A 26,466-nucleotide genomic window follows, 5' to 3' on the forward strand; every position below is an offset into this window, starting at 1 on the left:
TAGATAATGGGACAGAAGGTACATCCTACAGGTATACGCCTGGGTATCAGCAAACCATGGACTTCTACCTGGTACGCTAATACTGCAGACTATGCAGACAACCTGTATAACGATCATCAGGTACGACAGTATCTGACCAAGCAACTTAAAAACGCTTCACTTTCTAAGATCGTGATTGAGCGTCCAGCTAAGAGTATCCGTGTGACTATTCACACCGCTCGTCCTGGCGTTGTTATCGGTAAGAAAGGCGAAGACGTAGAAAAGCTGCGTAACTATGTATCTAAGTTGGCCGGTGTGCCTGCTCAGATAAACATTGCGGAAGTACGCAAGCCTGAGCTTGATGCACAGTTAGTCGCTGATAGCATTTCAAGCCAGCTGGAGCGTCGTGTTATGTTCCGTCGCGCCATGAAGCGTGCGGTACAAAATGCAATGCGCCTCGGTGCTAAAGGTATCAAAGTTGAAGTAAGCGGCCGTTTGGGCGGTGCAGAGATTGCACGTTCTGAGTGGTATCGTGAAGGACGTGTTCCACTGCACACATTCCGTGCGGACATCGATTACGCCACTTCAGAAGCGTTGACTACCTACGGTATCATCGGTACTAAAGTGTGGATCTTCAAAGGTGAGGTTCTGGGCGGTCTGCCTACAAACCAAGAGCAACCACCTGCTCAACCTAAGAAGAAAGGCCGCAACGCTAAGCGAGAGGGCTAATCATGTTACAACCAAAACGCATGAAATTTCGTAAAATGCATAAAGGTCGTAACCGTGGTCTTGCTATTGCTGGCAGCAAAGTAAGCTTCGGCACTTATGGCCTGAAAGCAGTTGGCCGTGGTCGTATGACTGCGCGTCAAATCGAAGCAGCGCGTCGTGCTATGACTCGTCACGTTAAGCGTCAAGGTAAAATCTGGATTCGGGTTTTTCCTGACAAGCCAATTACTGAGAAGCCTCTTGAGGTTCGTCAAGGTAAAGGTAAAGGTAACGTTGAGTACTGGGTATGCCAAATTCAACCTGGCCGTGTATTGTACGAGATGGAAGGTGTTCCTGAATCGCTTGCACGGGAAGCGTTTGAATTGGCAGCGGCAAAACTGCCATTTAAGACAACCTTTGTAACTCGGACGGTGATGTAATGAAAGCGACTGAACTGAAAGAAAAAAGCGTAGAAGAGCTGAACGCAGAGTTGTTAAACCTGCTACGCGAACAGTTCAACTTGCGCATGCAGCACTCAACAGGTCAGCTTGAAAAAACTGATCAGTTGAAGAAAGTGCGTCGCAACATCGCGCGTGTTAAAACCATTCTGACTGAAAAGGCTGATGCGTAATGACTGAACAAAAAATTCGTACAGTGCAAGGTCGTGTGGTTAGCAACAAGATGGACAAGTCTATCACTGTTGTAGTTGAACGTTTCGTTAAACACCCTATCTATGGGAAGTTCATCAAGCGCTCTACTAAGCTTCACGCCCACGACGAAAACAATGTGTGCAAAGAAGGCGATACAGTCACCTTGCGTGAATGTCGTCCTCTCTCCAAGAACAAAACTTGGACACTAGTTGACGTTGTAGAAAAAGCCAGCATGTAATGGTGGATTTTTCTTAAAAAAAGCCCGGTTTCTCCGGGCTTTTTTGTGTCTGTTTTTTGGCAATATCAACAGGACAGGTACTTATCAAACGCCGACTTATTTACTCACATTACGGCTTTAGGACGGGGTTTTACTTGGCAGCGCGTTTAATTACCCGAGCGCACTTTTCCCGCCATTCGTCATCGAGTATTTCTAACCCTTCAAATTGTTTTGCCGCATCAACATCACCAAGATCATGAACTGCACGCATCAGTGCACCAATGGATACCGTTTTATCGTGTCGACTCAGCAGTGTTACTGGATCGTTGCGATGGATCACGCCGGTTTCAATAACCCGATAGTACCAGCCGGTGATGCCTTCTTTTCCCACAAAGCGGTCGAGGTTTTTAATGCCGTACCGGTGGGAAATTTTATTACACGGCGCCCGTGGCGCACTGACTTGCAAGATCACTTCGCCAATGCGGTATCGATCACCAATAAAGACATTTTCATCGTTCATGCCGGGTATCAGGATATTCTCGCCGATGGTTCCTAATGGAAACGCGTGATCAGGAAATGCACTAGTTAACCGGTGGTAGCCGTCATGGCTGAATTGATGGATGACTTTTTCAGCCCCGCCATGGAGCTTTTTGTTGCCCTGTTCGTCTTCGGCAGTGCCGTCGGTGTGCACTGTGAGAAAGGCTACCGGTGCTTTTTTAATGGCGCTAGGGGCGCCTCTAGGACCAAAAGCTGTGGGTTTTCCTGCGAACAAGGCTTCAACGTACATGCAATTCTCCCCATTAGGTTATAGTGCCATAGCGCACCTAATTAAAAATTAATGATGGGCAGTTTAAACCTTTGTGGTTTTTTACTCGACTAACTTTTCATATAACGGTTAACGCCAGATAGCACTGGGAATACAAAATGAACAAGAAGTTCACCGTTTCGGCATCAAGTTTTGCTGATTCGGATAAGGTTGATGAAGCCGATGTCATTGCTCGCGCCTGTAAGGGGGATACCGACGCCTATCGTAATCTTTATGATATCCACGTAGGACGGGTATATGCATTGTGTCTACGGCTTACCGGTGAGCAGGGCCTGGCTGAAGATGCAACCCAAGAGGTATTCATACAGGTTTGGCGCAAGTTGCAAAATTTCAGCGGTGAAAGCCAATTTTCTACCTGGCTTTACCGGGTAAGCGTGAATGTCACCATTAGTTACCAGCGAAAACAGAAAAACTGGTTACAGAGAATGTTTAATATTGAAGAGGCTGGGGGCGGGCAAATGGTAGCGCCGTCCTGTAGTAGTGAGGTGGATTTAGATGCACTTATCTGTAAATTACCCGAGCGGGCACGTTGGGTCTTTGTATTACACGGCATTGAAGGTTACCGCCATGAAGAAATCGCCACTATGTTGAATATGGCCGTGGGAACCAGTAAAGCACAGTACCACCGAGCTAGGCAGCTCCTACAAGGCTGGATGGGATCATGAAAAAAGCGGACGCTGAATTAGACAACAAACTCGGGGCACTGCCAAAGCAGATTGCCCCCAAGAGGGACTTATGGCGAGGTATTGAATTAAGCCTTACCGAAAACCCCGAAAACGGGGAGGAAAGATCTGGCAAAGGCCGTTTTCCCCTGGCAATCGCCGCAAGCGTGCTTGTAGGTGTGTTATTGGCTAGCGTAATTTTAGGCAAATTTTCACTGCCTGGCAGCCAACGGGATTTATCCTCATTGGCGTTAGTGAATCAATTAAACCAACAGCACCAAATGCAAGTGAATCAATTGCTTAGCGAGTTTAAAGGACAGCCAGCCTTAACACAGAACTGGCAAGAGCAGTTGCAACAACTTACCGCCGCCGCCGATGCAATTCGACTGGCGTTAGAAAACGACCCGAATAATCCTGCATTACTGAGTCTATTGCAGCATGTTTATCAACAGCAACTTTTGCTTATTGAGCGAGTGCACGCGCCCCAATGGCAGCCTATATAAAATTAAGGAGTAGGTTTATGAAAACAAAACGTATGCGTATTCACCAGTTAGTTCAATTGGCTACCGTCGCCACCTTGTTAATAAGCGCAAGTTTTTCTACTCAGGCAAAGGAGCGCGTAAATCAAACGTTGGATACCAGCGACGCGCCTAATATTGAGTTTGAACATGTTGCCGGTGAGATTGGGATCCAAGGATGGGATAACAATACCGTGAAAGTTGAGGGGGAGCTGGGCGAGCGAACCGAAGACTTTATTTTTCAGCAGTCGGGAAATGATGTTGTCATTAAAGTAAAAACCGACCATAGAAACGTCAATTATCAAAGCGATAAGCCTCACAATGGCGATAAGCTCACGGTGTTTGTGCCGGCAAAAAGCCGGTTAACGTACAATGCGGTCGTTGCGGAAGTTAAGGCCAGTGGGTTAAAAAGCGACAGTAAGTTCGAAATGGTCAACGGCGATCTGTCAGTGACAGATCTGTCTGGCCGAGTGAAGATTGTGGTGGTAAATGCGGATGTAGCGCTCAAAAATATCCAAGGAAAGCTCAGTGTGGAAACGGTGAATGGCGATATTGAAGGCAGGCACAAAGGGAATGATAACGTGACACTTCGTACCGTCAATGGCGACATTGAATTTGCAACAACAAGTCCTCGCGTGCTTGTGGATTCGGTGAATGGTGATTCGGAGTTAAACCTGGCCCGCATTCAATCCCTTTCGTTGTCTACCGTTAATGGCGATATGGAGGCGGGTTTAATTCTAATGAGTGATGGTGATATTGATGCCTCGTCCGTTGGCGGAAAAATCGAATTAAGCTTACAACCCGATGTGTCTGCCCGTTTTGAATTACAGGCTCATGCCGGCGGTGACATTATTAACCGGATCACAAACGATAAGCCTCAGTCGGCCAAATATGGTCCGAGTGAGTGGTTAAATTTCACGGTTAACGGGGGCAGCGCAAGAGTAGAAATGTCCACCGTCCATGGTGAACTGAGCCTTGAAACATCATCTGACTAACGGTTTTGTTCATCGTGCTATCGACGGGGAGGGCTGTGGATAGCACCCATTTCAATTCGCCTTGTTGATACAATTACTCTATTCATCAGAGACATGGCATGCTTATTTCGTATCTGCGCCGATAGCGTGTTCTATTTTGTCATTGCTTTTCAGTTAAATTCACGGAAAATACCAGATCCATGAATACCGGACGTTTATTGTGAAAGCTGTTTCTGCCTCAAAAGATAAAAATGTCGAAAAGCTAAAGGTTCCCCCACACAGTATTGAAGCTGAACAAGCGATACTGGGGAGCATGCTTATTGATCCTGAAAGTTGGGATAAAGTTGCAGAAGTGGTCACAGAAAACGACTTCTACAATCATTCCCATCAGGTGATTTTTAAGGTGGTGTTGGATTTATTGGGGAAAAGTCAGCCCATCGATCTTATTACCGTTTCAGAAGCCTTAGAGCATCGTAATCAATTGGAAGACGCTGGCGGCTTTGCCTATTTGGCGGAATTGGCAAAAAATACCCCCAGTTCTGCCAACGTGACCACTTATGCAAAAATTGTCAGCGAGCGGGCTATCACCCGGGAACTCATTGGGGTCGCCCATGAAATCGCAGAGGTGGGTTATAACCCGGAAGGCCGGGATAGTGCTGACATTCTGGATATGGCCGAAAGTAAAGTATTCGAGATCGCAGAAAAGCGGACCGGAGAAAACGAAGGGCCACGGGACGTTGATTCTGTATTAGATAAAACCATAAAGCGTCTGGAAGCTTTGATTCAAACCAGTAAAGAAGTGACTGGGGTGACCACGGGGTTCACCGATTTGGATAAAAAAACCAGCGGCTTACAGCCTTCCGATTTAATTATCGTTGCCGCCCGTCCATCAATGGGAAAAACCACCTTTGCCATGAACTTGTGTGAAAACGCAATGATGTCCGAGGAAAAACCGGTTTTGGTATTTAGCTTAGAGATGCCTTCAGAACAGATCATGATGCGTATGTTAGCGTCACTAAGCCGGGTAGACCAAACCCGTATTAGAACCGCCCAACTTGATGATCAAGAGTGGGCTCGGGTATCCAATACCATGGCCATGCTGAAGGAAAAAGACAACCTATTTATCGATGATTCGTCGGGATTGACGCCCATGGATGTTCGCTCTCGAGCCAGGAAGCTGGCGCGGGAAAAAGGGGGGATCAGCCTTATAATGGTGGATTACCTGCAATTGATGCGGGTGCCTTCGTTAAGTGAAAACCGGACATTGGAGATTGCTGAAATCTCCCGTTCATTAAAAGCCTTGGCTAAAGAGTTGGAAGTGCCGGTGGTGGCCTTGTCACAGCTTAATCGAAGCCTTGAGCAGCGGGCGGACAAACGGCCGGTCAATTCGGATTTGCGGGAGTCTGGCTCCATTGAGCAGGATGCCGATTTGATCATGTTTATATACCGTGATGAAGTGTATCACGAGAACAGCGAATATAAAGGCATTGCAGAAATCATTATCGGTAAGCAGCGGAATGGACCTATCGGCACCAGCCGTCTCACCTTCCAGGGACACTTCTCTCGGTTTGATAATTATGCAGGGCCAGATTTCGATGACGATTACTAAGCATTGAAAATGGACAAACAAAAAAGGCGCTCAATGAGCGCCTTTTTTACTTTAATATGAATTCCGGCTTAACGCTTTTCTGGTACTTCTACAATAGCAGTAACACGAATAGCGATACGACGGTTAACACGGTTCGCTTCAGAAGAGCTACCTTCCATCAATAACTGAGATTCACCAAAACCTTCAGCGGTTAAACGTGAGGCATCAATGCCATATTCATTAACCAGCAGGTCTTTAAATGCTTCAGCACGACGCTTAGATAAATCCATGTTGTAAGCGGCATCACCTGGTGCGGATGCGTGACCTTCAATTACCGCTTGAGTTTTGCCATAGCGTTTGAAGAAATCAACAAACTCTTCAATTTCGGCTGAATGTGGATCAGATACTTCGGCACTGTTGTTGGCGAACTGAACATGTAACGTATGGGTAATTTCTTCTTGATCGAAAACAGTACAGCCGTCAGCGTCTACTTTATCGGTCATAGGCGTGTCAGGGCACATGTCTTTGCTATCCGCTACACCATCGTTATCGCTATCGACAATCACTGCGCAGCCTTTGCTGTCAACTTCGGTGCCAGCCGGTGTGTTCGGACACATATCTTGGCTGTTAAGTACGCCATCGTTGTCACTGTCACCATCAACAACAGGGGCTGGTGCGGTATAGTTAGTTTCCGTTACTTTACCAAATGGGAAGCTTACACCAATTTTAACGCTGTAATCGTAGTAAGAATCATCAAAGTCGCGATACGCAGCAAGTTCAGTGGTTAATTGAACGTCGTCGTTCAAGTCCCAGTGCTTACCGATACCCACGTTAGCCAAGTTGTAGTTGTCATCAAGAATCTGACGTTTGACACCACCAAACAGATACCATAGGTCATCAGGCATAAAATACATGGCGTCTACACCAAACATGTGGCCAGATACGCTATCTTGAGAACCGTTGATTTGCGCGTAGTCCAGATCAAGCGCGGTGTATTCACCACGAACTGCCCAGCTTTCGTCGAAGCGCCAGCCGTATTCGAAGCCAAAACCAGCGCCGTCTTCCATAAAGTCTGGTCCCGGTTTATCAGACTCGTCGGCGTTGTAGTACATGCCGTGGAAGCCTAACCAGCTTTGATACGGTGCTGTGGAATCATCTTCTTGAGCAACAACGTGTGATGAAGTCATCACAGCGAGGGCTAAAGCGGTAAACCTAAATGTTTTCTTCATTTTCACATCCTGTATAACGTTGAGTGATTGATAAATCATAAACTATGGTAACAATAAGCACAGTACGTGCCAATTATCAAAAAGGTGTAATTTCTCAAGGGAATGATTTTACCGCCACAGACCTTGAACAGTAGCGACTATGCGCCGATTCCCCCCAGAATTGCGGTGCTCACCTAAAATTATACCTTGCCAGACTCCCAGTTGTAACTGCCCTTCTTTGATCGGGATCGTCACTTCGCAACCTAATAGGCTGGATTTAATGTGCGCAGGCATATCATCCCTACCTTCATAGGTGTGGGTGTAATAGCTATTTTCTTCCAGTACAGTATGGTTAAACCATGCTTCGAGATCACTTCTTACTGTGGGATCGGCATTTTCGTTAATGGTAAGACTGGCGCTGGTGTGCTGAAGCCAGAGGTGTAGCTGCCCAATGTGTACTTTTTGAAGCTCAGGCAATTGGTCACAGATGTGTTCTGTGACCAAATGAAAGCCCCGCTGAAAAGCGGGGAGTGTAATGGTTTTCTGCAACCAGTTATTTGTCAAAACAGATTTCCATATGAGCGATGCCCTCATCGCACATAAAGGGCATAATAAGCTTAGAACCATCGACTTGGTGACTAATGGTATGTTGCTTTCCTGACACAACGATGGGGGTGGCCATGCCAAACTCAAACCCTTTCTCAGCCAGCTCACGTTTTGCATTGCCGCAAATCATGTTGGTGACTTCACCTACCATATCACCGACTTCCGCATCCAGCTTTTCTGGTCGTTCTCCAACCATACGTTCCATGATGGCTAGGGCAAGTCCCTCATCGAAGGTAATTGACATGGAGCCTTTGATTTGTGGCCCTACCATGCCAATTAAACCAGAGACATCGCCTTTAGCAATATCACTTTGTTTTCGCTTGGGTTTCCCCGGTTTTAGGGTGGTTTGAGCCATGGTTTCCATGACATTTAGTAAGCCACTAATAAAGGGGTTTACAAACTCAACATTCATGTTTTATGTCCTCTATCTGTGTCGTTTCTGCCTCCTGACAGTCGGCACATAGTCCGTGAGCTTCCACCGTTTGCTTAGAGACTTTAAAGCCAAATTTTTTGGCTTGGGCGTCTAAGGTTTCTTGTAATCCTTCAGATTGAATTTCTGCAACATCGCCACAACTGTCGCAAATTAGGAACTGTACCGGATGTTGGCAACCAAAATGATGGCATGCAACGAAAGCGTTTGTTGATTCCAAGCGATGGATAAAACTAAATTCCAGTAAAAAATCCAGTGCCCTGTATACCGTGGCTGGTTTTGCACTTGATTCCGTTTCTTTTAATGTATCGAGAAGTTCATAAGCCCCCATAGGACCATGCTTTCCAAGTAGGATCTGGTAAACTTTTTCTCGCAAAGGGGTAAATCTAGCGCCACGTTGCTCGCAATAAGCTCTGGCTTTGTTAATCAAAGTTGTATTATTCATTATTTGAAACCGGCAAACGTTTTAGTCTTCATTGTAATCATATCAGGGCGAATTCGCTAATCCCTAGGCTTATCTGACATTTTGTCAAGACGCTGATACATATGTGTAATTAATTCATCTTCCAAGCCGAAGCGTTCTTCAAGGACTTCGCCCAACACGGCCAGTTCGTTGTCAAATGATGAGGCCTGTTGATTTGAGAATGTGTCGCTGAAATGATCTGAAAAAGCCAATATTTTGTCAGTGGTATCGGCGATTTGGGGGTAATAACGGTCTTTCAGGCTTTGCGCCTGATCATCGGTATCCGTCAGCTTGTCATATATACCGAAATGCCCGGCAGAACAATAGTCCATCATGAGCGTACAAAATTCGCTGATTTCTTTGGCATCGGGTAAGGCACTGTTGTTATCTGACAATCCGGCTAATTCACAATACCGTACCAATAATTGTTGTCTTGCTTTGAGCCAGTTATCAATAGTACGCGAGACGCCGCCCCATTTTTCCTTGGCTTGTTCCAGTTTACTCAGCATTTCTATCTCCATAGGCAGCTTACTGCGTATCGTTCAAGTATAACACTGGCACAGGCCTTAACAATGATAGTCGCAGGGTGGATAATAAATTTACTGTAACTTTTCCGGTCAGGCCTTAAAATAGCAAGAGAAATCAGAGAAGAGTAGAAGCGATGATACGTGCGGTTACCGAATCACAATTAAGCACTTGCGAAGGAATATGGGTAATATTCAGTCGCGACCAACTGCTGGTAAAGAAACATACCCCGGTACTTCATATCGGTCGTTGGCAGGAGTTAGATTTTCTACATCATCATCAAAGTAGTGTGGTAGAACTGTTGCCACTTGCTGATTCTCATAAGCTGGATAAGCCCGTTTTCGTCATCGATTTAGGGGCTGAATTTCCTCAGCACCCTGATTGGGAGCTGTGTTCCATGCGCAGCGTACTGGGTGTGGGTACCGATACTCAGTTTTATGTTGTGGCCAGAGCTTGGCAATATGTGCATTTTTTAAGAACACACCGATACTGCGGGCAATGCGGTGGGCGAACCGAGCAGGTGGATTGGGAAATGGCGGTTCAGTGCCATCAGTGTAAACACCGTGCTTATCCGCGAATTTCCCCCTGTATTATTGTTGCTATTTATCGCGACAATCAAATTCTACTGGCCAAAGGTGTGCGTCATAAAGACAGTAATATGTATTCAACCTTGGCGGGATTTGTTGAAAGTGGTGAAAGTTTGGAACACGCCGTTCATCGCGAAGTAGAAGAAGAAGTAAACGTTAAAATAAAGAACCTTTCTTATTTTGGCAGTCAGCCGTGGCCGTTCCCCCATTCATTGATGATGGGTTATCTGGCCGAGTACGAAAGCGGAGACATCATTCCTCAAGAGGGCGAAATTGTTGACGCCCAGTGGTTTGATGTGGATAAATTGCCCACCATCCCGCCTAAAATGTCCATAGCCGGCCGTCTGATTGACGCTGTGGTGCGCAAATCACTGGGTTAAAAATAAGACAATAAAAAACCCCGCAAGCGGGGTTCGTAGGAAGTTATATCGCGGTCTCATAGATGAGCTTCTTCTTATTAAATCTATTATTAGCAAGGTACGATGGGATATACAAGACTAAAGTCTTATACTTTTGTCTATTTTTTTAATCCTTTTTATGAATTAGGCCCATCGGAAGCGTGATATTCACCCCGTCTGTGAAAGTTTGCTATACTGCCGGCGAATTTTAATCATCCAAATAAGAGGATTTGCATGTCGGCACCCCGTCCATCAGAAGCGCGTCCAGCGTTAAAAAATGATCGCTATTTACGTGCTTTACAAAAACAGCCTGTTGATATGACACCCGTATGGATGATGCGCCAGGCTGGCCGCTATTTGCCGGAATATAAAGCGACTCGCGCTGAGGCCGGCGACTTTATGTCGTTGTGTAAAAACGCCGATCTTGCCTGTGAAGTGACATTGCAACCCTTGCGCCGTTTTCCATTGGATGCTGCAATTTTGTTTTCCGATATTCTCACGATTCCCGATGCCATGGGTTTGGGTTTGTATTTTGAAGCCGGTGAAGGCCCGCGGTTTGCGCATCCTATTACCTGTCAGGCTGATGTGAATAAAATTGGCGTTCCTGATCCGGAAGGCGAACTCCAGTACGTGATGAATGCCGTGCGCACCATTCGTCGGGAGTTGAAAGGGGAGGTGCCGTTGATTGGATTTTCTGGTAGTCCTTGGACTTTAGCCACCTATATGGTGGAAGGGGGAACCAGTAAAGCCTTTACCAAAATAAAAAAAATGGCCTTTGCAGAGCCCGGGTTACTGCATCAATTATTGGAAAAGCTAGCAGATTCTGTTACCCATTACCTTAATGCGCAAATTGCCGCCGGGGCGCAGTCGGTGATGATTTTTGATACCTGGGGGGGTGTTTTATCGCCTCGGGATTACAAGCTCTTCTCGTTGCAGTACATGGCTCGGATCGTAGAAGGCTTAACGCGGGAAAACGAAGGCAGACGTGTGCCGGTAACCCTGTTTACCAAAAACGGTGGTATGTGGCTAGAAGCCATTGCCGATACCGGCTGTGATGCTGTGGGTTTAGATTGGACCATTGATATCGCAGAAGCAAAAGCGCGGGTAGGGGACAAGGTGGCCTTACAAGGTAATATGGATCCATCTATGCTCTATGCCTCCGCACAAAGAATCGAAGAAGAAGTCGCCCACATACTGTCTGGGTTTGGTGAGGGATCTGGCCACGTGTTTAACTTAGGTCATGGTATTCACCTAGATGTGCCGCCAGAAAATGCCGGTGTATTTGTCGACGCCGTACATAAACTTAGTCAGCCATACCACAAATAAATATTTTTTATCAAAGAGATGTCGCTTAGGCATCTCTTGATAATCCTTTCTCAATCACACGGGTTAATCGATTTTTCTGTCGGTTGACGTCATCAGACTGGCCCTGTTTTCGCGCAAGTTCACCTAAAGCCCAATCAATATGCTCTTGTACGAGGTCAGACACCCTACCACTTTTGTTGTTCAGGGCGGTGATGAACGTTGCACTCGGGCTGGCATTGCCCATTGCCACGGCGATATTTCTTAACCATCGCTCATAACCAATTCTGCGAATGGGTGAACCTTCAGTTTGTTTTAAGAACGTGGCTTCATCCCAGCTAAATAAGACGTCTAACCTTTGTCCGTGCAGTTGTTGTCGGGGGTGAAAATCCTTTTCTTCGGTAATACTGGCAAAGCGATTCCATGGACACACTAATTGACAATCATCGCAGCCGTAGATGCGATTTCCCATCAGGGGGCGCAATGATTCGGGAATAGGACCGTCGTTTTCAATGGTGAGATAAGAAATACACCGTCTTGCATCGACGGTATAGGGCGCGACGATAGCCCTTGTGGGACAAATGGTCAGACAGGCGGTACAACTACCACAGCCTTCTTCAACCGGGGCATCCACAGGGAGAGGTAAATTAATGAATAGTTCACCAAGAAAAAACCATGATCCCGCTTCTTTACTCAGGGTCAGGGAGTGTTTTCCGGTCCAGCCTAAGCCTGCTTTTTCTGCCAGTGCATGTTCAAGGACGGGGGCAGAATCCACAAAGGGACGATAGGCAGTGTCAGACAGCGCACTTTTTATTTTTTCGCCCAACTGCTTTAACCGGTTGCGCACCACTTTATGATAATCGCGGCCTAAAGCGTAACGGCTAATATAGGCAATTTGGTCATCTTTAAGGTGTCTGGCAAAGGAGGCGTCGGGGGGTAAATAATCCATACGAACACTGATTACCCGCATTGTGCCGGGAACTAGCTCCGCAGGACGGGCTCGCTTCATGCCATGGGATTCCATGTACGTCATATCCCCGTGATAGCCTTTTTCCAGCCATTGGGATAGGTGCTTTTCATGGGAAGCTAGATCAATATCACTGATGCCGACGTGCTGAAACCCTAGCGCACGGCCCCAAGCCTTGATATCGTTTGCTAACTTTATAAGATCAATTGATTGCAACGCGGACACGAAACCATGCTAGATACTAAACTCGCAACAAGCTTAGCACACAAACTCTTTCGCGCCGAACAGGTTAGAGAAAATGAAGGTGCAGCCGCCGAACAAAGCGGGTGCGATATGTACACCTTAATGCAGCGAGCAGGTGACGCTGTGTTTAGACAATGCCAGAATTTACTGCCTAATACCGATATCTATTTGGTAATTGTTGGCCAGGGAAATAACGCTGGCGACGGATATATCGCCGCTTTAAAAGCGAAGCAAGCAGGTAAGCAGGTTTGGGTGTGTGCGGTAGAGCCTGACCGTGTATTAAAGGGTGATGCGGGTAAGGCCCAAGCCCAGTGGCGAGAGTCCGGCGGTAGTATCAGGCATTTTGATCCGGCGCTGCTAGATAAGGCCGGTTTAGTGGTAGATGCCATGTTAGGCACGGGGATCACCAGTTATATACGCAATGAATTTGCCGATATTATCGATGCACTTAATGCCCATAGTATCCCTGTTGTCAGTATTGATGTGCCGTCAGGGTTGGACGCGAATACCGGTCAGTCTCTGGGGCGCTGCGTCCAGGCCGATGTGACAGTTACCTTTGTCGGCATTAAGCCGGGTCTGACCACAGGTGCGGGTAAGCAGTCATGTGGGAAATTGGTTTTTGATGATCTGGGAATAGGCAAAGCGTTTGCTGGTTTGGCGCGGTCTTCGGCAACGCTGCTTGATATTGAACAATTTCGTGGCCTCGGTCCAAGAGATGTGCACAGTCATAAAGGCACCTATGGGCGTTTACTGTGTGTTGGCGGTAACAAGGGCACTGCTGGGGCAATCCGCCTGAGTGGTGAGGCGGCACTGCGCAGCGGCGCGGGGATGGTGAGGGTTTTTACCCACGAAGCCTCCATTGTGCAAGTAAGTGCCGGACGCCCGGAACTGATGGTGAGTGCTGACGAGCTGGAAGCCGCCCTTGAGTGGGCAACCTGTGTGGTTATTGGTCCGGGTTTAGGGCAGGACGAATGGGCAGAGTCAGTATTTACCACTGTGATGAAGCATTGCCAATCAACAAGCAAGGCGGTAGTCATTGATGCGGATGCATTAAACATTCTTTGTCGTCAAGCGACGGCATACACCATCAGTGATTGTATTTTAACGCCCCACGCAGGCGAAGCAGCGCGATTGCTTGGCGTTACTATCGATGATGTGGAAACCGAACGATTTAATTATGCGCGACAGTGTGCCCAGCGTTATCACGCCACCTGTGTGTTAAAAGGCGCTGGAACCATTATCGATAACGAATGGTCTACTTGGGTATGTAAACATGGTAACCCGGGCATGGCGACGGCTGGCAGTGGAGATGTGCTAAGTGGGATTTTAGGGGCATTACTGGCCCAAGGCTTAGCACGAGATATGGCGGCCAAATATGGCGTTACGATACACGCGAAAGCCGGCGATGAAATTGCGGGGTTGTATGGTCAACGTGGTATGATAGCCAGCGATTTATATGACGCTGTACGTGCGTTGATTAACCAGTGATTTTTTATCTATGTGAAGTAGAGAGTGCATGTCGGACCATACGTTAATTTATGACACGCCTGAACTGGAAGAGACCCAGTCTGTGGCGGTTAAACTGGCACAAGTGTGTGAAAAAGCCTTACCCGCAGGGATTGTAATCTATTTAAAAGGCGATCTTGGCGCGGGTAAAACCACCTTTAGCCGGTATTTTATCCAGCAATTGGGGCATCAGGGTAAGGTGAAAAGTCCTACTTATACGCTGGTGGAACCCTATGAGCTCGACGGCGTGACGGTATTTCATTTTGACTTATATCGATTAGCGGATCCGGAAGAGCTGGAATTTATGGGAATTCGGGACTATTTTGCTGAGAGTACAATTTGTTTGGTGGAGTGGCCGCAAAAAGGGGCGGAATACTTGGCAGCCGCTGATTTAGTGATTAGTATCAATGTTCACGATAATAGTAGAAAAATAATGATCGCCGCTAAAACACCCAAGGGCGCAGGTGTGCTGACGCAATTGTCTACATCAATGGGTACATAAGGCGGAGAATAATATAATAACAGCGATTAAAAGCAGGTTTTAGGGTTAATAATGTTGCGCATTTTCATCCTCACAATATGTGTCTGGAGTTTAGCTTTGCCTGTTTGGTCTCAAAACCAAATAAGCGGGGTAAGAGCTGCGCCTTCTGGGAATAAAACGCGTGTGGTATTGGAAGTCAGTGAAAAGCCGGTATTTACCTATTTTACCCTGGAAAACCCAAATCGATTAGTCATCGATCTGGCTGATACCAGTAGAAAGAGCAATTTATCCCAAGCCAATATATCCGGTAGCCTGGTTAAAAAAGTACGTTATTCCACGCCTAAAAATCCACAATCGGCGCGTATTGTTATTGAAATGGCGCGTAAAGCTACGCCGACATTATTCCCGGTTGAGCCGGACGGCGCTTATGGCCATCGTCTGGTGATTGATTTACAGGATCCCAATCCTCCGCCTGCTTCCGTGGCTCCTTCTGTTGTTCTTAATGCTGATAATAATACCCGGGATCGAGACATTATTGTTGCCATTGATGCTGGCCATGGCGGGAATGATCCAGGCTCTATCGGCCGAGCAGGGACCTATGAAAAACACATTACCTTAAGTATTGCCAAATACCTGGAAAAACTGGTCAATGACGAGCCGGGTATGCGGGCCGTGATGACGCGTAACGGCGATTACTATGTTGCTTTGAATAAAAGACCGGAAATAGCCCGTAAGAGTAAAGCTGATTTGCTGATATCCATTCACGCCGATGCCTTTACCGCCCCAGGCCCCCGTGGTGGTTCGGTGTGGGTCTTGTCCATGCGTCGGGCTGATACTGAATTAGGACGTTGGTTGGAGCGGTCAGAGCGTCATTCTGAATTGCTCGGCGGTGCCGCAGAGGTGATTTCCGATAATGCCAGTGAACGCTACTTAGCGGAAACCATACTGGGATTGTCTATGGATCACTCCATGTCCACCAGTTACGATCTTAGCCGTAAAGTTATCAGCGAAATGAAGTCGGTAACTCAGATGCATAAAAGTTCCCCCCAAGCAGCGAGTTTAGCGGTACTAACAGCGCCGGACATTCCTTCTATTTTGGTTGAAACCGGGTTTATCAGTAACCCCCAGGAAGAGAAAAATCTTAATTGGAGCACATATCGCAAAAAACTGGCCAGCTCCATGTTTTCGGCGATTAAATCGTATTTTCGCCAAGTGCCCCCAGATGGCACGTTATGGGCAAGCCAGAAAATGAACAATCGCACCCATAAAGTACGTAGTGGGGAGTCTTTATCCTTGCTGGCGCAACGTTACAATGTCAAAATCAGTAGTTTAAAGGCTGTTAATAATTTACACAGCGATACCGTACGTATTGGTCAGGTGCTGACCATCCCCAGAACTTAATCTGTAAACCGTAAGGCAGGATTTCAATTGCCAATTCAACTACTCCCTCCACAATTGGCGAATCAGATTGCTGCCGGCGAAGTGGTCGAACGGCCCGCCTCCGTGGTCAAAGAACTGATGGAAAATAGTTTGGATGCCGGGGCAACAAAAATTGAACTTGAGGTTGAAAAAGGCGGTCACAAACGTCTTAGAATACGAGACAACGGTTGCGGTATTAGCAAAGATGAATTGACGCTGGCACTCAGTCGTCATGCCACCAGTAAAATTTCTACCCTTGATGATTTAGAGCAAATCATGTCATTGGGATTTCGTGGCGAGGCGCTGGCCAGTATTAGTTCTGTCAGTCGTTTGAAACTGACGTCGAAACCCGTGGAACAACAACAAGCTTGGCAGGCCCATTGTGAAGGGCGCAGTATGGAAGTACAAATCCATCCCGCTGCGCATCCTGCCGGCACCACCATTGATGTGGCAGATCTTTTTTACAATACACCGGCGCGCAGAAAGTTCTTACGTACAGAAAAAACCGAATATCAGCACATTGAAGATGTGGTCAGGCGTATTGCACTGAGCCATCCTCATGTTGCTTTCCAGCTAAAGCACAATGGGAAGGTGACCAAACGTTACCCGGTGGCATCAACGGATGCGTTAACGCAACGCATTGCCGCTGTGATGGGACAAAAATTCTTGACCAATGCGACCTTTGTGGATACCACGCATCTGGATATGCGCATTAAGGCATGGCTTGGAAATGAGCGGGTTTTGCGCAGCAGTACCGATTGTCAATTTAGCTTTGTGAACGGACGGGCAATGCGGGATAAGTTGATATTGCATGCTATTCGCCAAGCTTACGAGAGTGTTTGGGGGGTGGTGGAACAACCCTCTTTTGTAATGTATGTCGAGGTAGATCCAAAAGAGGTGGATGTCAATGTGCATCCGGCCAAGCATGAAGTACGTTTCCAACAAAGCCGCCTAGTGCATGATTTTATATGCAAAACGGCAACGGACGCACTGTCTGACGGCAACACGCCTACCGGCGATAATGAGCCTGGCCCAACGCACGATTATATTCGACCTCTGGCCCCAATTGCGCCAGACAAAACCTTGGATAGTCCGAATAGGACGACCTTTGGTGGACAAACTCGAGCGGCGAGACCCCATTTTTCGTCTTCACAGAAACGTAATGTGAATGAGCAATATAGTCAGCTGATGACGCCCCGTGATGATAGTTTAGTATCCGTGCTTGGGTTGTCGTTTTTGCAGCTAACAGAAGAGGCACGCGTTTACACCCACAAGAACGATTGTTGGCTTTTAACTATGGCGTCTATACTTACTCATTGGATAGTGAAAACGGTAAAACGAGGCGAGACCTCCCAGCCGTTGCTGATGCCTGTTTCTATCGCAGCAAAGGATATCAATGAAGAGGCGTTGGGCGTGCTAAACGAAAACCGGTTTTGTGTTGATAAAGTGGCAGGCAAGGTGTTACTTAGGCAGGTGCCCGCGGGGTGTCGGCATTTTCCGTGGGTAAAATGGTTCCCAGACATGCTCTCATCAGGCCAGCCATGCCTTGAAGGTATGTTAGAGTCCGTGCAATTGAAATCTGGCGATAAACTTCCCTCGGATATCACAACAGCAGTTTGGCACGATCTAGACGAACAACCCTTGTCTGAGCAGATAGCGGTGTTGGAAAAACATGGCTATAGGCAGAGTGTGGATGAAATGATAAGTCGTTGGCCCGTATCATGAGTAGACGTAATTTACCGGTTATTAGTATTATGGGCCCCACCGCTTCTGGCAAAACGGGGCTGGCACTGGCATTGGCCAGTAAAGTTCCCTGTGAAATCATCAGTGTGGATTCGGCATTAATTTACCGCGGTATGGATATTGGTACGGCGAAACCCACTGCCGCTGAAATGCAGGCTGTGCCGCATTGGCTCATTGATATTCGTGATCCGGCTGATACTTATTCGGTGGCAGAATTTCGTAACGATGTGGTGAAATTAGTCGCAGAAATTCAAGGTCGTAACAAGCTGCCTCTTCTGGTAGGTGGTACGATGATGTACTTTAATGCCTTGATTAATGGAATTTCGCCCTTACCTAAGTCGGATGAAGTAATTCGGGCGTCGATTAATGCTGAGGCAGCACGCCTTGGATGGAATGAAATGCACGGGCAACTAAAGGCGGTTGACCCTGTGAGTGCGGCCCGCATCCATCCCAACGATCCCCAGCGCATCACCCGTGCGTTGGAAGTTTATCGTTCCACAGGGCGCAATCTTACCTCCTGGCAAGGGGAAAAAGGCGAACCATGCCCTTTTCCCATTGTACAATTTGCGATTGCACCTGAGGATAGAGCCGTTTTACATGAGCGCATTGCTCAGCGTTTTGAGCTCATGTTACAAAACGGTTTTGTGGAAGAAGTTGAAAAATTGTGTGCTCGTAGTGATCTACATGAAGATCTTCCGGCTATTCGTTCTGTAGGATATCGTCAAGTTTGGCAGTATCTTAAGGGACAAATCAGCTATGCACAGATGCAAGAGAAAGGTATCATTGCTACTCGTCAACTGGCAAAACGCCAGCTGACGTGGTTAAGAGGGTGGCCCTCGGTACAGTGGCTCGATACCTTTGCAGACGATAATTTGGTGAAAATTTTATCAAAAATCACGCTTTAGTTGTTGGAGTGTGGTATACATTAAGTAAGCGCGGTGGCAATCCATTTGGTTTGCCATGAAGATAATAAAAACTAAGGATTTCAAATGGCTAAAGGGCAGTCACTACAAGACCCATTTTTGAATGCGTTACGCAAAGAGCGCATTCCAGTGTCCATTTACCTGGTAAATGGTATAAAACTTCAGGGACAAGTAGAATCGTTCGATCAGTTCGTTATTCTGCTTAAAAACACAGTCAGTCAAATGGTATATAAACATGCTATTTCGACGGTCGTACCCTCACGTGCGATTACAATGCCCAGTGCAACCCAAGGGGATTCTGAAAATACTAAAAGTGAATAATTTAAAAGGTATACTGCTTGTTTGACCGTTATGAAGCCGGTGAACAGGCTATTCTTGTTCATATAAATTTTGCTGATGAAAGCAGCAAAGAGGATCTGGCTGAGCTAGAATTGCTCGTCTCTTCTGCTGGGGTTAATGCGGTAGATGTACTTACAACATCGCGCAGCGCGCCTCATGCCAAGTATTTTGTAGGTTCTGGTAAAGCGGAAGAAATTGCTGCCTCTGTGAAGGCGCATGATGCAAATGTAGTGATTTTTAATCATGCGCTATCTCCTTCCCAAGAGCGAAACCTTGAAGCCGTGTGCAAATGTCGGGTGTTAGATCGTACGGGTCTTATTCTTGATATCTTCGCGCAGCGTGCGCGTACCCACGAAGGTAAACTTCAGGTCGAACTCGCCCAATTACGCCACATTTCTACCCGTCTTATTCGTGGTTGGACTCACCTTGAACGTCAAAAAGGTGGGATAGGTTTACGTGGGCCAGGTGAAACGCAGTTGGAAACTGACCGACGGTTGCTCAGAGGCAGAATTAAATCCATTTTACGTCGATTGGAAAAAGTGCAAAAACAGCGCGAGCAAGGCCGACGCTCCCGTAAACGCGCAGAAATTCCAACGGTTTCTTTGGTGGGTTACACCAATGCCGGTAAATCTACTCTCTTTAATGCGATTACCGATGCCCATGTGTATGCGGCGGATCAGCTGTTTGCTACACTGGACCCTACGCTCCGAAAAGTCGAGTTGCGGGATGTGGGGCCGGCCATACTTGCCGATACCGTTGGTTTTATTCGCCATCTTCCCCATGATTTAGTTGCCGCTTTTAAAGCGACACTGCAAGAAACTCAGGAAGCGGATCTATTGCTTCATGTTGTAGATATTGCGGCGTCAAACTATCGTGAGACCATGGACGAGGTCAATGCGGTTTTAGAAGAAATTGAGGCAGATGAGATTCAACAATTAATAATCTGTAACAAGATTGATAAACTTGATGACGTTTCGCCTCGTATTGAACGCAATGAAGAAGGTATACCAACACGAGTGTGGCTTTCCGCTCATTCGGGAGAAGGGCTTGATTTACTGAGTGAAGCCCTCACTGAATGTTTAGGCAAAAGCATGGTAAGTTATACCTTGAGGATCCCTCCGGCACAAAGTAAATTGCGCGGAGTGTTATACGAACTAAACTGTATTGCCAGTGAAGCGTACGATTCAGAGGGCGACTGGGTGGTTGATGTTACAATGCCCACCGCCGACTGGAATCGTCTAGAGAAGCGCCTGGATAGCGGAATATCCGGTTACGTCGTTCGTCATTAGCTTATTTTTGGCGGTACGAGAAATTCAATTAGCTTTATAACCACTTATGGAGTAACAGCATGGCTTGGAATGAGCCGGGTGGCAAAAATAATGATCCTTGGAAAAATCGCGGTGGCCGCGATCAGGGACCCCCGGATTTGGACGACATGTTCAAAAACCTGTTTGGTAAATTTGGAAAGATGGGCGGCGGTAGCGGCGGTTCCGGCAAAAGCCTGGGCACGTGGGGGGCTGGCGTTATCGTTGCATTACTGGTTGTGGTGTGGGTTGTTAGTGGTTTTTACACCATTCGCGAATCAGAGCGGGGCGTAGTACTGCGCTTTGGCGAATACTACAAACAGGTTGAACCAGGTCTGCGTTGGAAGCCAACGTTTGTGGATACGGTCATTCCCGTGGATGTCACCTCAATTCGTGATCAAGCTTCTAGCGGCTCTATGCTCACAGAAGATGAAAACGTTGTGCGTGTACAAATGGAAATGCAATTTCGGGTTATTGACCCTTATCGCTGGACGTTTGCGGTAACCAGCCCAGAACTGAGTCTTAGCCAGGCGCTTGATAGTGCAATCCGTTATGTGGTTGGTCATTCGCAAATGGATGATGTGCTCACCGATGGCCGTGAAGTAACACGTCAGCGGGTTTGGGAAGAATTGCAGTCGATTATTGAACCCTACGATTTGGGTGTGGTTATCACCGATATGAACTTCCGTGATGCAAGACCTCCTGAAGAAGTTAAAGATGCATTCGATGATGCCATTTCCGCACAGGAAGATGAGCAACGCTTTATTCGTGAAGCCGAAGCCTACGCCCGGGAAATTGAACCTCGCGCTCGTGGACAAGTTAATCGAATGAACGAAGAAGCTCAGGCGTATAAAGAACAGGTTATATTGGAAGCCCAGGGTGAAGTTGCCCGTTTCTCTGAATTACTGCCTCAATACGAAGCGGCCCCAGAGGTAACCCGTGAACGTATCTATCTGGAAACCATGGAAGCCGTGCTTGGCAGTACCAGTAAGGTTCTGGTCGATAGCAAAAGTGGTAACAATATGATGTATCTGCCGCTGGACAAAATGATGGAGCAAAAAGCCAACAGTTCATCGTCTCAAGGAAGGAATAACGCAACTTACCAAAGTGCGCCTATGTCTACGACAAATGACTCATCGCGAAACTCGTCTACCACCTCAGGTACCCGTGACAGTCGCTTTCAGAACGGGGGGAATTAGCATATGAAAAATTTAGTCATAGCTGTTGTTGTTATTTTTGGCATGTTGTTATCCGGTTCTTTGTTTGTGGTTTCGGAAGGCGAAAAAGCCATTGTTATTCAGTTTGGTAAAGTGCAACGTGATGACGCTACCGGTGACACCCGCGTGTTTGAACCGGGTCTGCACTTTAAATTGCCGTTCATTGATACGGTGCGCCGTCTAGATGCACGGATCCAAACCTTGGATGATGCGCCAGATCGTTTTGTGACGTCAGAAAAGAAAGATTTGATCGTCGATTCTTACGTTAAGTGGAGAATTAACGACTTTGCAAAATATTACCTGGCCACCCAAGGCGGGAATAAATTGCAAGCCGAGGCGTTACTTAAGCAGAAAGTGAATAACGGATTACGTTCTGAATTTGGTACACGCACGATTTCTCAAATCGTTTCAGGTGAGCGTTCTGCTTTGATGAATCAAGCAATGGAGCAAGCTAGCGAATCTTCAAATGAATTGGGCATTGAAATTGTTGACGTACGGGTTAAGCAAATTAATTTACCGGATGAAGTCAGCAATGCAATCTTCCAACGTATGCGTGCTGAACGTGCTGCTGTAGCAAGAGAGCACCGTTCTGAAGGTCAAGAGCAAGCCGAAGTCATTCGTGCAGATATTGATGCTAAAGTAACGGTTATGGTGGCAGACGCCGAGCGAAATGCCCGGCAGGTTCGCGGTGAAGGGGATGCGTTAGCGGCACAAATTTATGCCAATACGTATTCGAAAAACCCGGAATTCTATAGCTTCTTAAGAAGTATGGATGCGTACCGTAAAAGCTTTAACGGCAATAACGATATTATGGTGTTAGCACCAGATAGTGATTTCTTTAAGTATCTGAATACTTCAAAAACTAAATGATTTTATAAAAGAACTATCCTCAAAAGCCCGCTTAATTCGCGGGCTTTTTTATGCCTGTAATCATTTCAACGCAATTTTCGTGTGAGTGATTGGTTTTATAGACATTACTGCCAATATTCTGTTTATCCGCTATACTCTCTTTCGCTTATTACAAAATAAAATAACGACGGGTTTTATCGTCATTATTACTAAAAAAACGACAGAGGTTTTTCAGTGGGATCCAATCAATCGAACGTGCCGCCGTCACAGGCTCAGGCATCCTCGGGATGGTTTGCGCGATTTTTAGCCACCGTGGAATGGCTAGGTAATCTGCTACCACACCCTATTACTCTATTTGCACTTTTATCCGTGTTTATTGTTCTTCTCAGTGGTCTGCTTGGCTTCTTTGATGTTGCCGTTGCTGATCCGCGACCTGAAGGGGCGAAAGGCCGGGAAGTGGATGGCATGATAGAAGTCATTTCCTTGATGAATGCCGATGGGCTACAGCGAATTGTCACCGGCTTGGTAACGAATTTCACTGGTTTTGCGCCGCTGGGTACGGTACTGGTTGCGTTACTTGGCGTGTCGGTGGCGGAGCATTCCGGTATGTTATCCGCCCTTATGCGAGGCCTGGTAATGGGGGCACCGAAGCGGGTGGTTACCTTTGCCATTGTCTTTGCGGGAATTTTGTCGAATACGGCATCCGAGCTCGGCTATGTGGTGCTTATTCCCCTTGCTGCAATGATTTTCCATTCATTGGGACGCCACCCCTTAGCTGGGTTAGCCGCGGCATTTGCTGGTGTATCGGCAGGGTATAGCGCCAACTTATTATTAGGCACCGTGGACCCGCTACTTTCTGGCATTACTGAAGCCGCGGCCCATATGATTGATCCGGCGTACCGGGTTGGGCCGGAAGTAAACTGGTACTTTATGTTCATCAGTACGTTTCTCATTGCCGTGATGGGTACCTTGGTGACAGATAAAATCGTGGAACCCAGGTTAGGCACATACAACAATAATGATGCGTCCGTATCCCTAGAACAACAATCCATGTCCGCGCCTACAGCACTTGAACGCAAGGGGTTGATGTTGGCGGGGCTTGCCTTTGTGGTGGTGTGCGGCATCTTGGCGCTTACCATCGTGCCGGAAAATGGCCCTTTACGAAACCCTCAAACCGGTGGGGTGACCGGCTCGCCTTTCTTAAAAGGCATTGTTGCGTTCATTTTTATCACGTTTGCCATCCCAGGCTTTGTCTATGGCAAAGTTGTGGGCACAATGAAAAACGACAAAGACATCATTAACGCCATGTCTAAAAGCATGAGTGCTATGGGGCTTTATATTACCCTTGTCTTTTTCGCCGCCCAATTTGTGGCCTTTTTTAAATGGACGAATTTGGGTACCTTCTTGGCAGTTAAAGGCGCCGCACTATTACAAGCAGCTGGACTGGATGGGCCTTCGGTGTTCATACTCTTCATACTTATGTGTGGACTGGTGAACTTGTCCTTGGGCAGTGCATCAGCGCAATGGGCCGTCACCGCGCCTATATTTGTCCCCATGCTCATGTTATTAGGCTATGCCCCTGAAGTGATTCAGGCGGCTTACCGTATCGGCGATTCTGTAACTAACGTGATTTCGCCGATGATGAGTTATTTTGGGCTTATCTTGGCAATGGCCGCCCGTTACCGCAAAGATGTGGGATTAGGGACCTTGATCGCCATGATGTTGCCTTACTCCATGGTATTTATTGTGGGCTGGACCCTGTTGTTTTTCGTTTGGGTGTTTTTATTAGGTATGCCCGTAGGCCCGGGCGCAGAAACCTATTATCAACCTTAATATCAACGTCGGCAGTGTAGCCGGCGTTTTTGTAGTATTAGCTGGGTGTATCGGTTTATCAAAACCTTACAATCGAGTAATTACTTGTTTTACTGCGATCAAAACGGTGATCTAATTAGTATAATAACCACATCTTACATATTTACGTATAGGTTCATACCCCATGAAATATAAAAATACGGCGGACTTTTCCCATAAGCAGGGCGATCGAGTGGGTGTATTGATCACTAATTTGGGTACGCCGGAAGCGCCGACAAAAGCGGCACTGAAAACCTACCTAAAGGAATTTCTTTCCGATCCTAGAGTGGTAGAAGTGCCTCGCCTACTTTGGTGGATGATCCTCAATGGTGTGATCTTAAATATTCGCCCAAAACGCTCTGCACAAGCCTATGCCAGCGTATGGACAGAGGAGGGCTCTCCACTGATGGCGATCACCAAAAAGCAACAAGCTGCCCTTGCCAGTCGCTGTCGAGATAAATATGGCGAGAATGTGGTGGTGGATTTTGCCATGCGTTACGGAAAGCCAGCTATTTCAACAGTATTGGACAATATGCTTGCCCAAGGTGTACGCAAACTGGTGGTTTTGCCCTTGTATCCACAGTATTGTGCCGCCACCACCGCTTCTACCTTTGACGCAATAGCCGCAGATTTTACCCAGCGGCGATGGATGCCCGAATTACGTTTTGTGACTCATTACCACGATAACCCGGATTATATTGAGGCATTGGCAAGCAGTGTTCGCGCACATTGGCAGGCACACGGCCAAGCTGATTTATTATTGATGTCCTATCATGGTATCCCTAAGCGCTATTTAACATTGGGCGACCCTTATTATTGTGAGTGTCAAAAAACCTCACGCTTATTGGCTGATGCGCTTAACTTACAACCTGACCAGTTTATGACGACTTTTCAGTCTCGGTTTGGACGTGAAGAATGGTTACAACCTTACACCGATGCCACCATGAAAGCATTACCGGCTAAAGGGGTGAAATCCGTACAGGTGATGTGTCCGGGGTTTTCCGCCGATTGCCTGGAAACCATTGAAGAAATCGGCGAAGAAAACCGAGATTATTTTATGCAAGGGGGGGGAGAAAAGTTTGAGTATATTCCTGCTTTAAATGATCAACCAGTGCATATCGACATGCTGTTTGATCTTATCAATAGCCAATTGCACGGTTGGGATCTGGCTATGAGCGCCGATAATGCCCTTCGTGAAACCTTGGCGATAGCCAAAGGCGCTGAGCAATAATATGACTACCCAGAGCGCGAAGGCGCCCATCGCACTTAGAAAAGCGCAGAAATGGGCCCATTTACTGGATACCGCTGTAAAGCTGCCCTTTATTCCTTTTCGTATTGGCTTAGATGCGATTGTGGGTTTGCTTCCCGGTGCCGGTGATGCACTGATGTTAGTCGCCGGGTTTAGAATTATCATGTTGGGCAAGTCATTGGGAATGCCCAAAGCGCTGCTCTGGGCTATGGTAAGAAATACGGTGTTGGATTTTGCCATTGGCTTTATTCCGCTAATTGGCGATATTGCCGACTTTTTCTATAAATCGAACCAAAAAAATGTGCGCATTATGGAAAGGTGGTGGATTAGCAATAATAAAGCTGCGGTGGATAAACGCACCGCTGAAAAACTAAAGCAATGGGGTGACCAGTTATCTGATTAGACCGTTGCCCGTCTCAAAATACCCATTCCAGTAAACGCTTTTCCCTTTTTACCCGTAGCACCTAGTACTCGACACCTATTTCTTTAGCGCAAGTTACGCGGGAGAAATGCAAGTTTACGGAGTGCAACGATTAATGAAAGCGTCAGATCTCTTTGTCAAAGCCCTTGAAGCCGAAGGTGTTGAATACATTTTCGGGATCCCCGGCGAAGAAAACCTCGATCTCCTTGAGTCTTTACGAACCTCCTCGATTAAACTGATTTTGACCCGCCATGAACAGGGCGCTGGCTTTATGGCCGCAACCTATGGTCGTTTAACCGGAAAAGTGGGGGTGTGC

General features: G+C 47.0%; 30 protein-coding genes. 23 read left to right on the plus strand and 7 right to left on the minus strand.

Translation table 11 applies throughout. The features are described 5' to 3' along the window. The first annotated feature begins 6 nt into the window (after window positions 1-6). From rpsC to rpsQ, 4 genes are read left to right on the plus strand one after another with little or no spacing between them, the layout of a single operon-like run. Window positions 7-708 (plus strand): 30S ribosomal protein S3, encoded by a 702-nt coding sequence (gene rpsC / locus V5298_RS05375; RefSeq protein WP_216031057.1) that lies wholly within the window; start codon window positions 7-9, stop codon window positions 706-708. Between the two features lie 2 nt (window positions 709-710). Next, the gene (gene rplP / locus V5298_RS05380; RefSeq protein ID WP_216027168.1) at window positions 711-1,124 is read left to right on the plus strand and encodes a 50S ribosomal protein L16; all 414 of its coding nucleotides are present in this window, start codon (window positions 711-713) and stop codon (window positions 1,122-1,124) included. Next, window positions 1,124-1,315, plus strand: a complete 192-nt coding sequence (rpmC, locus tag V5298_RS05385; protein ID WP_216031059.1) for a 50S ribosomal protein L29 — start codon at window positions 1,124-1,126, stop codon at window positions 1,313-1,315. The genes rplP and rpmC overlap by 1 nt, the downstream gene beginning before the upstream one ends. Then, window positions 1,315-1,572 carry a 30S ribosomal protein S17 gene (rpsQ, locus tag V5298_RS05390; protein WP_332930447.1) on the plus strand — a complete coding sequence of 86 codons (258 nt, stop codon included), beginning with the start codon at window positions 1,315-1,317 and terminating at the stop codon, window positions 1,570-1,572. The genes rpmC and rpsQ overlap by 1 nt, the downstream gene beginning before the upstream one ends. 130 nt (window positions 1,573-1,702) lie before the next feature. Here rpsQ and V5298_RS05395 read toward each other — a convergent pair whose 3' ends face one another. Further along, window positions 1,703-2,338: an MOSC domain-containing protein gene (locus V5298_RS05395; protein ID WP_332930448.1), complete on the minus strand. Its 636-nt coding sequence runs from the start codon at window positions 2,336-2,338 to the stop codon at window positions 1,703-1,705. A 137-nt stretch (window positions 2,339-2,475) separates the two neighbouring features. Here V5298_RS05395 and V5298_RS05400 point away from each other — a divergent pair, with 137 nt between their 5' ends. From V5298_RS05400 to dnaB, 4 genes are all read left to right on the plus strand, one after another. Further along, window positions 2,476-3,042, plus strand: coding sequence for an RNA polymerase sigma factor (locus tag V5298_RS05400; protein ID WP_332930449.1), 567 nt, complete (start codon window positions 2,476-2,478; stop codon window positions 3,040-3,042). Then, window positions 3,039-3,542: a hypothetical protein gene (locus V5298_RS05405; protein WP_332930450.1), complete on the plus strand. Its 504-nt coding sequence runs from the start codon at window positions 3,039-3,041 to the stop codon at window positions 3,540-3,542. Before V5298_RS05400 ends, V5298_RS05405 begins: the two co-directional genes overlap by 4 nt. A gap of 17 nt (window positions 3,543-3,559) precedes the next feature. After that, window positions 3,560-4,552, plus strand: a complete 993-nt coding sequence (locus tag V5298_RS05410) for a hypothetical protein (protein WP_332930451.1) — start codon at window positions 3,560-3,562, stop codon at window positions 4,550-4,552. 199 nt (window positions 4,553-4,751) lie between these two features. Further along, window positions 4,752-6,140: a replicative DNA helicase gene (dnaB, locus tag V5298_RS05415; RefSeq protein WP_332930452.1), complete on the plus strand. Its 1,389-nt coding sequence runs from the start codon at window positions 4,752-4,754 to the stop codon at window positions 6,138-6,140. Between the two features lie 68 nt (window positions 6,141-6,208). Here the strand turns inward: dnaB and V5298_RS05420 are convergent, their stop codons facing one another. The 5 genes from V5298_RS05420 to rsd form a co-directional block, all read right to left on the minus strand. Further along, entirely contained in the window at window positions 6,209-7,348 is a 1,140-nt protein-coding gene (locus V5298_RS05420; RefSeq protein ID WP_332930453.1) for an OmpA family protein, read from the minus strand. A 108-nt stretch (window positions 7,349-7,456) separates the two neighbouring features. Continuing rightward, window positions 7,457-7,921, minus strand: a complete 465-nt coding sequence (locus V5298_RS05425) for a secondary thiamine-phosphate synthase enzyme YjbQ (RefSeq protein WP_416351150.1) — start codon at window positions 7,919-7,921, stop codon at window positions 7,457-7,459. Next, window positions 7,881-8,345 carry a chemotaxis protein CheX gene (locus tag V5298_RS05430; RefSeq protein ID WP_332930455.1) on the minus strand — a complete coding sequence of 155 codons (465 nt, stop codon included), beginning with the start codon at window positions 8,343-8,345 and terminating at the stop codon, window positions 7,881-7,883. Before V5298_RS05430 ends, V5298_RS05425 begins: the two co-directional genes overlap by 41 nt. After that, a complete protein-coding gene (locus V5298_RS05435) occupies window positions 8,335-8,808 on the minus strand; it encodes a transcriptional repressor (protein ID WP_332930456.1) in 474 nt (157 codons plus the stop codon). Before V5298_RS05435 ends, V5298_RS05430 begins: the two co-directional genes overlap by 11 nt. Before the next feature lie 56 nt (window positions 8,809-8,864). Next, window positions 8,865-9,335 (minus strand): sigma D regulator, encoded by a 471-nt coding sequence (rsd, locus tag V5298_RS05440; protein ID WP_332930457.1) that lies wholly within the window; start codon window positions 9,333-9,335, stop codon window positions 8,865-8,867. 152 nt (window positions 9,336-9,487) lie between these two features. Between rsd and nudC the strand changes: the two genes are divergently transcribed. Both nudC and hemE read left to right on the plus strand, forming a co-directional pair. Beyond that, on the plus strand, window positions 9,488-10,318 hold the full coding sequence (gene nudC, locus V5298_RS05445) for an NAD(+) diphosphatase (protein WP_332930458.1): 831 nt from the start codon (window positions 9,488-9,490) through the stop codon (window positions 10,316-10,318). 252 nt (window positions 10,319-10,570) lie between these two features. Further along, on the plus strand, window positions 10,571-11,662 hold the full coding sequence (gene hemE, locus V5298_RS05450) for a uroporphyrinogen decarboxylase (protein ID WP_332930459.1): 1,092 nt from the start codon (window positions 10,571-10,573) through the stop codon (window positions 11,660-11,662). A gap of 25 nt (window positions 11,663-11,687) precedes the next feature. Here hemE and queG read toward each other — a convergent pair whose 3' ends face one another. Continuing rightward, window positions 11,688-12,830, minus strand: a complete 1,143-nt coding sequence (gene queG / locus V5298_RS05455; RefSeq protein ID WP_332930460.1) for a tRNA epoxyqueuosine(34) reductase QueG — start codon at window positions 12,828-12,830, stop codon at window positions 11,688-11,690. Between the two features lie 6 nt (window positions 12,831-12,836). Here queG and V5298_RS05460 point away from each other — a divergent pair, with 6 nt between their 5' ends. From V5298_RS05460 to V5298_RS05520, 13 genes are all read left to right on the plus strand, one after another. Next, window positions 12,837-14,336 carry an NAD(P)H-hydrate dehydratase gene (locus tag V5298_RS05460; RefSeq protein ID WP_332930461.1) on the plus strand — a complete coding sequence of 500 codons (1,500 nt, stop codon included), beginning with the start codon at window positions 12,837-12,839 and terminating at the stop codon, window positions 14,334-14,336. A gap of 28 nt (window positions 14,337-14,364) precedes the next feature. After that, on the plus strand, window positions 14,365-14,856 hold the full coding sequence (gene tsaE / locus V5298_RS05465) for a tRNA (adenosine(37)-N6)-threonylcarbamoyltransferase complex ATPase subunit type 1 TsaE (protein ID WP_332930462.1): 492 nt from the start codon (window positions 14,365-14,367) through the stop codon (window positions 14,854-14,856). A gap of 51 nt (window positions 14,857-14,907) precedes the next feature. Continuing rightward, entirely contained in the window at window positions 14,908-16,236 is a 1,329-nt protein-coding gene (locus V5298_RS05470; protein WP_332930463.1) for an N-acetylmuramoyl-L-alanine amidase, read from the plus strand. A gap of 27 nt (window positions 16,237-16,263) precedes the next feature. Next, the gene (gene mutL, locus V5298_RS05475; RefSeq protein ID WP_332930464.1) at window positions 16,264-17,979 is read left to right on the plus strand and encodes a DNA mismatch repair endonuclease MutL; all 1,716 of its coding nucleotides are present in this window, start codon (window positions 16,264-16,266) and stop codon (window positions 17,977-17,979) included. Next, on the plus strand, window positions 17,976-18,902 hold the full coding sequence (gene miaA / locus V5298_RS05480) for a tRNA (adenosine(37)-N6)-dimethylallyltransferase MiaA (RefSeq protein ID WP_332930465.1): 927 nt from the start codon (window positions 17,976-17,978) through the stop codon (window positions 18,900-18,902). The genes mutL and miaA overlap by 4 nt, the downstream gene beginning before the upstream one ends. Before the next feature lie 84 nt (window positions 18,903-18,986). Next, window positions 18,987-19,241: an RNA chaperone Hfq gene (hfq, locus tag V5298_RS05485; RefSeq protein ID WP_332930466.1), complete on the plus strand. Its 255-nt coding sequence runs from the start codon at window positions 18,987-18,989 to the stop codon at window positions 19,239-19,241. A 17-nt stretch (window positions 19,242-19,258) separates the two neighbouring features. After that, window positions 19,259-20,548: a ribosome rescue GTPase HflX gene (gene hflX, locus V5298_RS05490; protein WP_332930467.1), complete on the plus strand. Its 1,290-nt coding sequence runs from the start codon at window positions 19,259-19,261 to the stop codon at window positions 20,546-20,548. Between the two features lie 59 nt (window positions 20,549-20,607). Next, window positions 20,608-21,762, plus strand: coding sequence for an FtsH protease activity modulator HflK (hflK, locus tag V5298_RS05495; RefSeq protein ID WP_332930468.1), 1,155 nt, complete (start codon window positions 20,608-20,610; stop codon window positions 21,760-21,762). A gap of 3 nt (window positions 21,763-21,765) precedes the next feature. Continuing rightward, window positions 21,766-22,650, plus strand: coding sequence for a protease modulator HflC (gene hflC / locus V5298_RS05500; RefSeq protein ID WP_332930469.1), 885 nt, complete (start codon window positions 21,766-21,768; stop codon window positions 22,648-22,650). 213 nt (window positions 22,651-22,863) lie between these two features. Then, the gene (locus V5298_RS05505) at window positions 22,864-24,462 is read left to right on the plus strand and encodes an AbgT family transporter (protein WP_332930470.1); all 1,599 of its coding nucleotides are present in this window, start codon (window positions 22,864-22,866) and stop codon (window positions 24,460-24,462) included. A gap of 163 nt (window positions 24,463-24,625) precedes the next feature. After that, complete coding sequence (gene hemH / locus V5298_RS05510; RefSeq protein ID WP_332930471.1) at window positions 24,626-25,711, plus strand: ferrochelatase; 1,086 nt, start codon at window positions 24,626-24,628, stop codon at window positions 25,709-25,711. A gap of 1 nt (window position 25,712) precedes the next feature. After that, window positions 25,713-26,132 (plus strand): DUF4112 domain-containing protein, encoded by a 420-nt coding sequence (locus V5298_RS05515; protein WP_332930472.1) that lies wholly within the window; start codon window positions 25,713-25,715, stop codon window positions 26,130-26,132. 133 nt (window positions 26,133-26,265) lie between these two features. Beyond that, on the plus strand, window positions 26,266-26,466 hold a 201-nt coding region (locus V5298_RS05520), incomplete at its 3' end, for a thiamine pyrophosphate-binding protein (RefSeq protein WP_332930473.1).

Source organism: Alteromonas sp. 14N.309.X.WAT.G.H12 (assembly GCF_036697315.1).
Classification (GTDB): Bacteria; Pseudomonadota; Gammaproteobacteria; order Enterobacterales; family Alteromonadaceae; genus Alteromonas.

Bases quoted from the DNA above. Each gene is read 5' to 3' on its own strand.
- rsd (WP_332930457.1), bottom strand. From the start codon at position 9,335: ATGCTGAGTAAACTGGAACAAGCCAAGGAAAAATGGGGCGGCGTCTCG.
- V5298_RS05470 (WP_332930463.1), top strand. From the start codon at position 14,908: ATGTTGCGCATTTTCATCCTCACAATATGTGTCTGGAGTTTAGCTTTG.
- rpmC (WP_216031059.1), top strand. From the start codon at position 1,124: ATGAAAGCGACTGAACTGAAAGAAAAAAGCGTAGAAGAGCTGAACGCA.
- miaA (WP_332930465.1), top strand. From the start codon at position 17,976: ATGAGTAGACGTAATTTACCGGTTATTAGTATTATGGGCCCCACCGCT.
- hemH (WP_332930471.1), top strand. From the start codon at position 24,626: ATGAAATATAAAAATACGGCGGACTTTTCCCATAAGCAGGGCGATCGA.
- V5298_RS05405 (WP_332930450.1), top strand. From the start codon at position 3,039: ATGAAAAAAGCGGACGCTGAATTAGACAACAAACTCGGGGCACTGCCA.
- V5298_RS05425 (WP_416351150.1), bottom strand. From the start codon at position 7,921: ATGAGGGCATCGCTCATATGGAAATCTGTTTTGACAAATAACTGGTTG.
- V5298_RS05515 (WP_332930472.1), top strand. From the start codon at position 25,713: ATGACTACCCAGAGCGCGAAGGCGCCCATCGCACTTAGAAAAGCGCAG.
- V5298_RS05435 (WP_332930456.1), bottom strand. From the start codon at position 8,808: ATGAATAATACAACTTTGATTAACAAAGCCAGAGCTTATTGCGAGCAA.
- rplP (WP_216027168.1), top strand. From the start codon at position 711: ATGTTACAACCAAAACGCATGAAATTTCGTAAAATGCATAAAGGTCGT.
- V5298_RS05420 (WP_332930453.1), bottom strand. From the start codon at position 7,348: ATGAAGAAAACATTTAGGTTTACCGCTTTAGCCCTCGCTGTGATGACT.
- nudC (WP_332930458.1), top strand. From the start codon at position 9,488: ATGATACGTGCGGTTACCGAATCACAATTAAGCACTTGCGAAGGAATA.
- rpsQ (WP_332930447.1), top strand. From the start codon at position 1,315: ATGACTGAACAAAAAATTCGTACAGTGCAAGGTCGTGTGGTTAGCAAC.
- V5298_RS05400 (WP_332930449.1), top strand. From the start codon at position 2,476: ATGAACAAGAAGTTCACCGTTTCGGCATCAAGTTTTGCTGATTCGGAT.
- tsaE (WP_332930462.1), top strand. From the start codon at position 14,365: ATGTCGGACCATACGTTAATTTATGACACGCCTGAACTGGAAGAGACC.
- hflK (WP_332930468.1), top strand. From the start codon at position 20,608: ATGGCTTGGAATGAGCCGGGTGGCAAAAATAATGATCCTTGGAAAAAT.
- V5298_RS05395 (WP_332930448.1), bottom strand. From the start codon at position 2,338: ATGTACGTTGAAGCCTTGTTCGCAGGAAAACCCACAGCTTTTGGTCCT.
- V5298_RS05430 (WP_332930455.1), bottom strand. From the start codon at position 8,345: ATGAATGTTGAGTTTGTAAACCCCTTTATTAGTGGCTTACTAAATGTC.
- V5298_RS05460 (WP_332930461.1), top strand. From the start codon at position 12,837: ATGCTAGATACTAAACTCGCAACAAGCTTAGCACACAAACTCTTTCGC.
- rpsC (WP_216031057.1), top strand. From the start codon at position 7: ATGGGACAGAAGGTACATCCTACAGGTATACGCCTGGGTATCAGCAAA.
- hemE (WP_332930459.1), top strand. From the start codon at position 10,571: ATGTCGGCACCCCGTCCATCAGAAGCGCGTCCAGCGTTAAAAAATGAT.
- V5298_RS05410 (WP_332930451.1), top strand. From the start codon at position 3,560: ATGAAAACAAAACGTATGCGTATTCACCAGTTAGTTCAATTGGCTACC.
- hfq (WP_332930466.1), top strand. From the start codon at position 18,987: ATGGCTAAAGGGCAGTCACTACAAGACCCATTTTTGAATGCGTTACGC.
- hflC (WP_332930469.1), top strand. From the start codon at position 21,766: ATGAAAAATTTAGTCATAGCTGTTGTTGTTATTTTTGGCATGTTGTTA.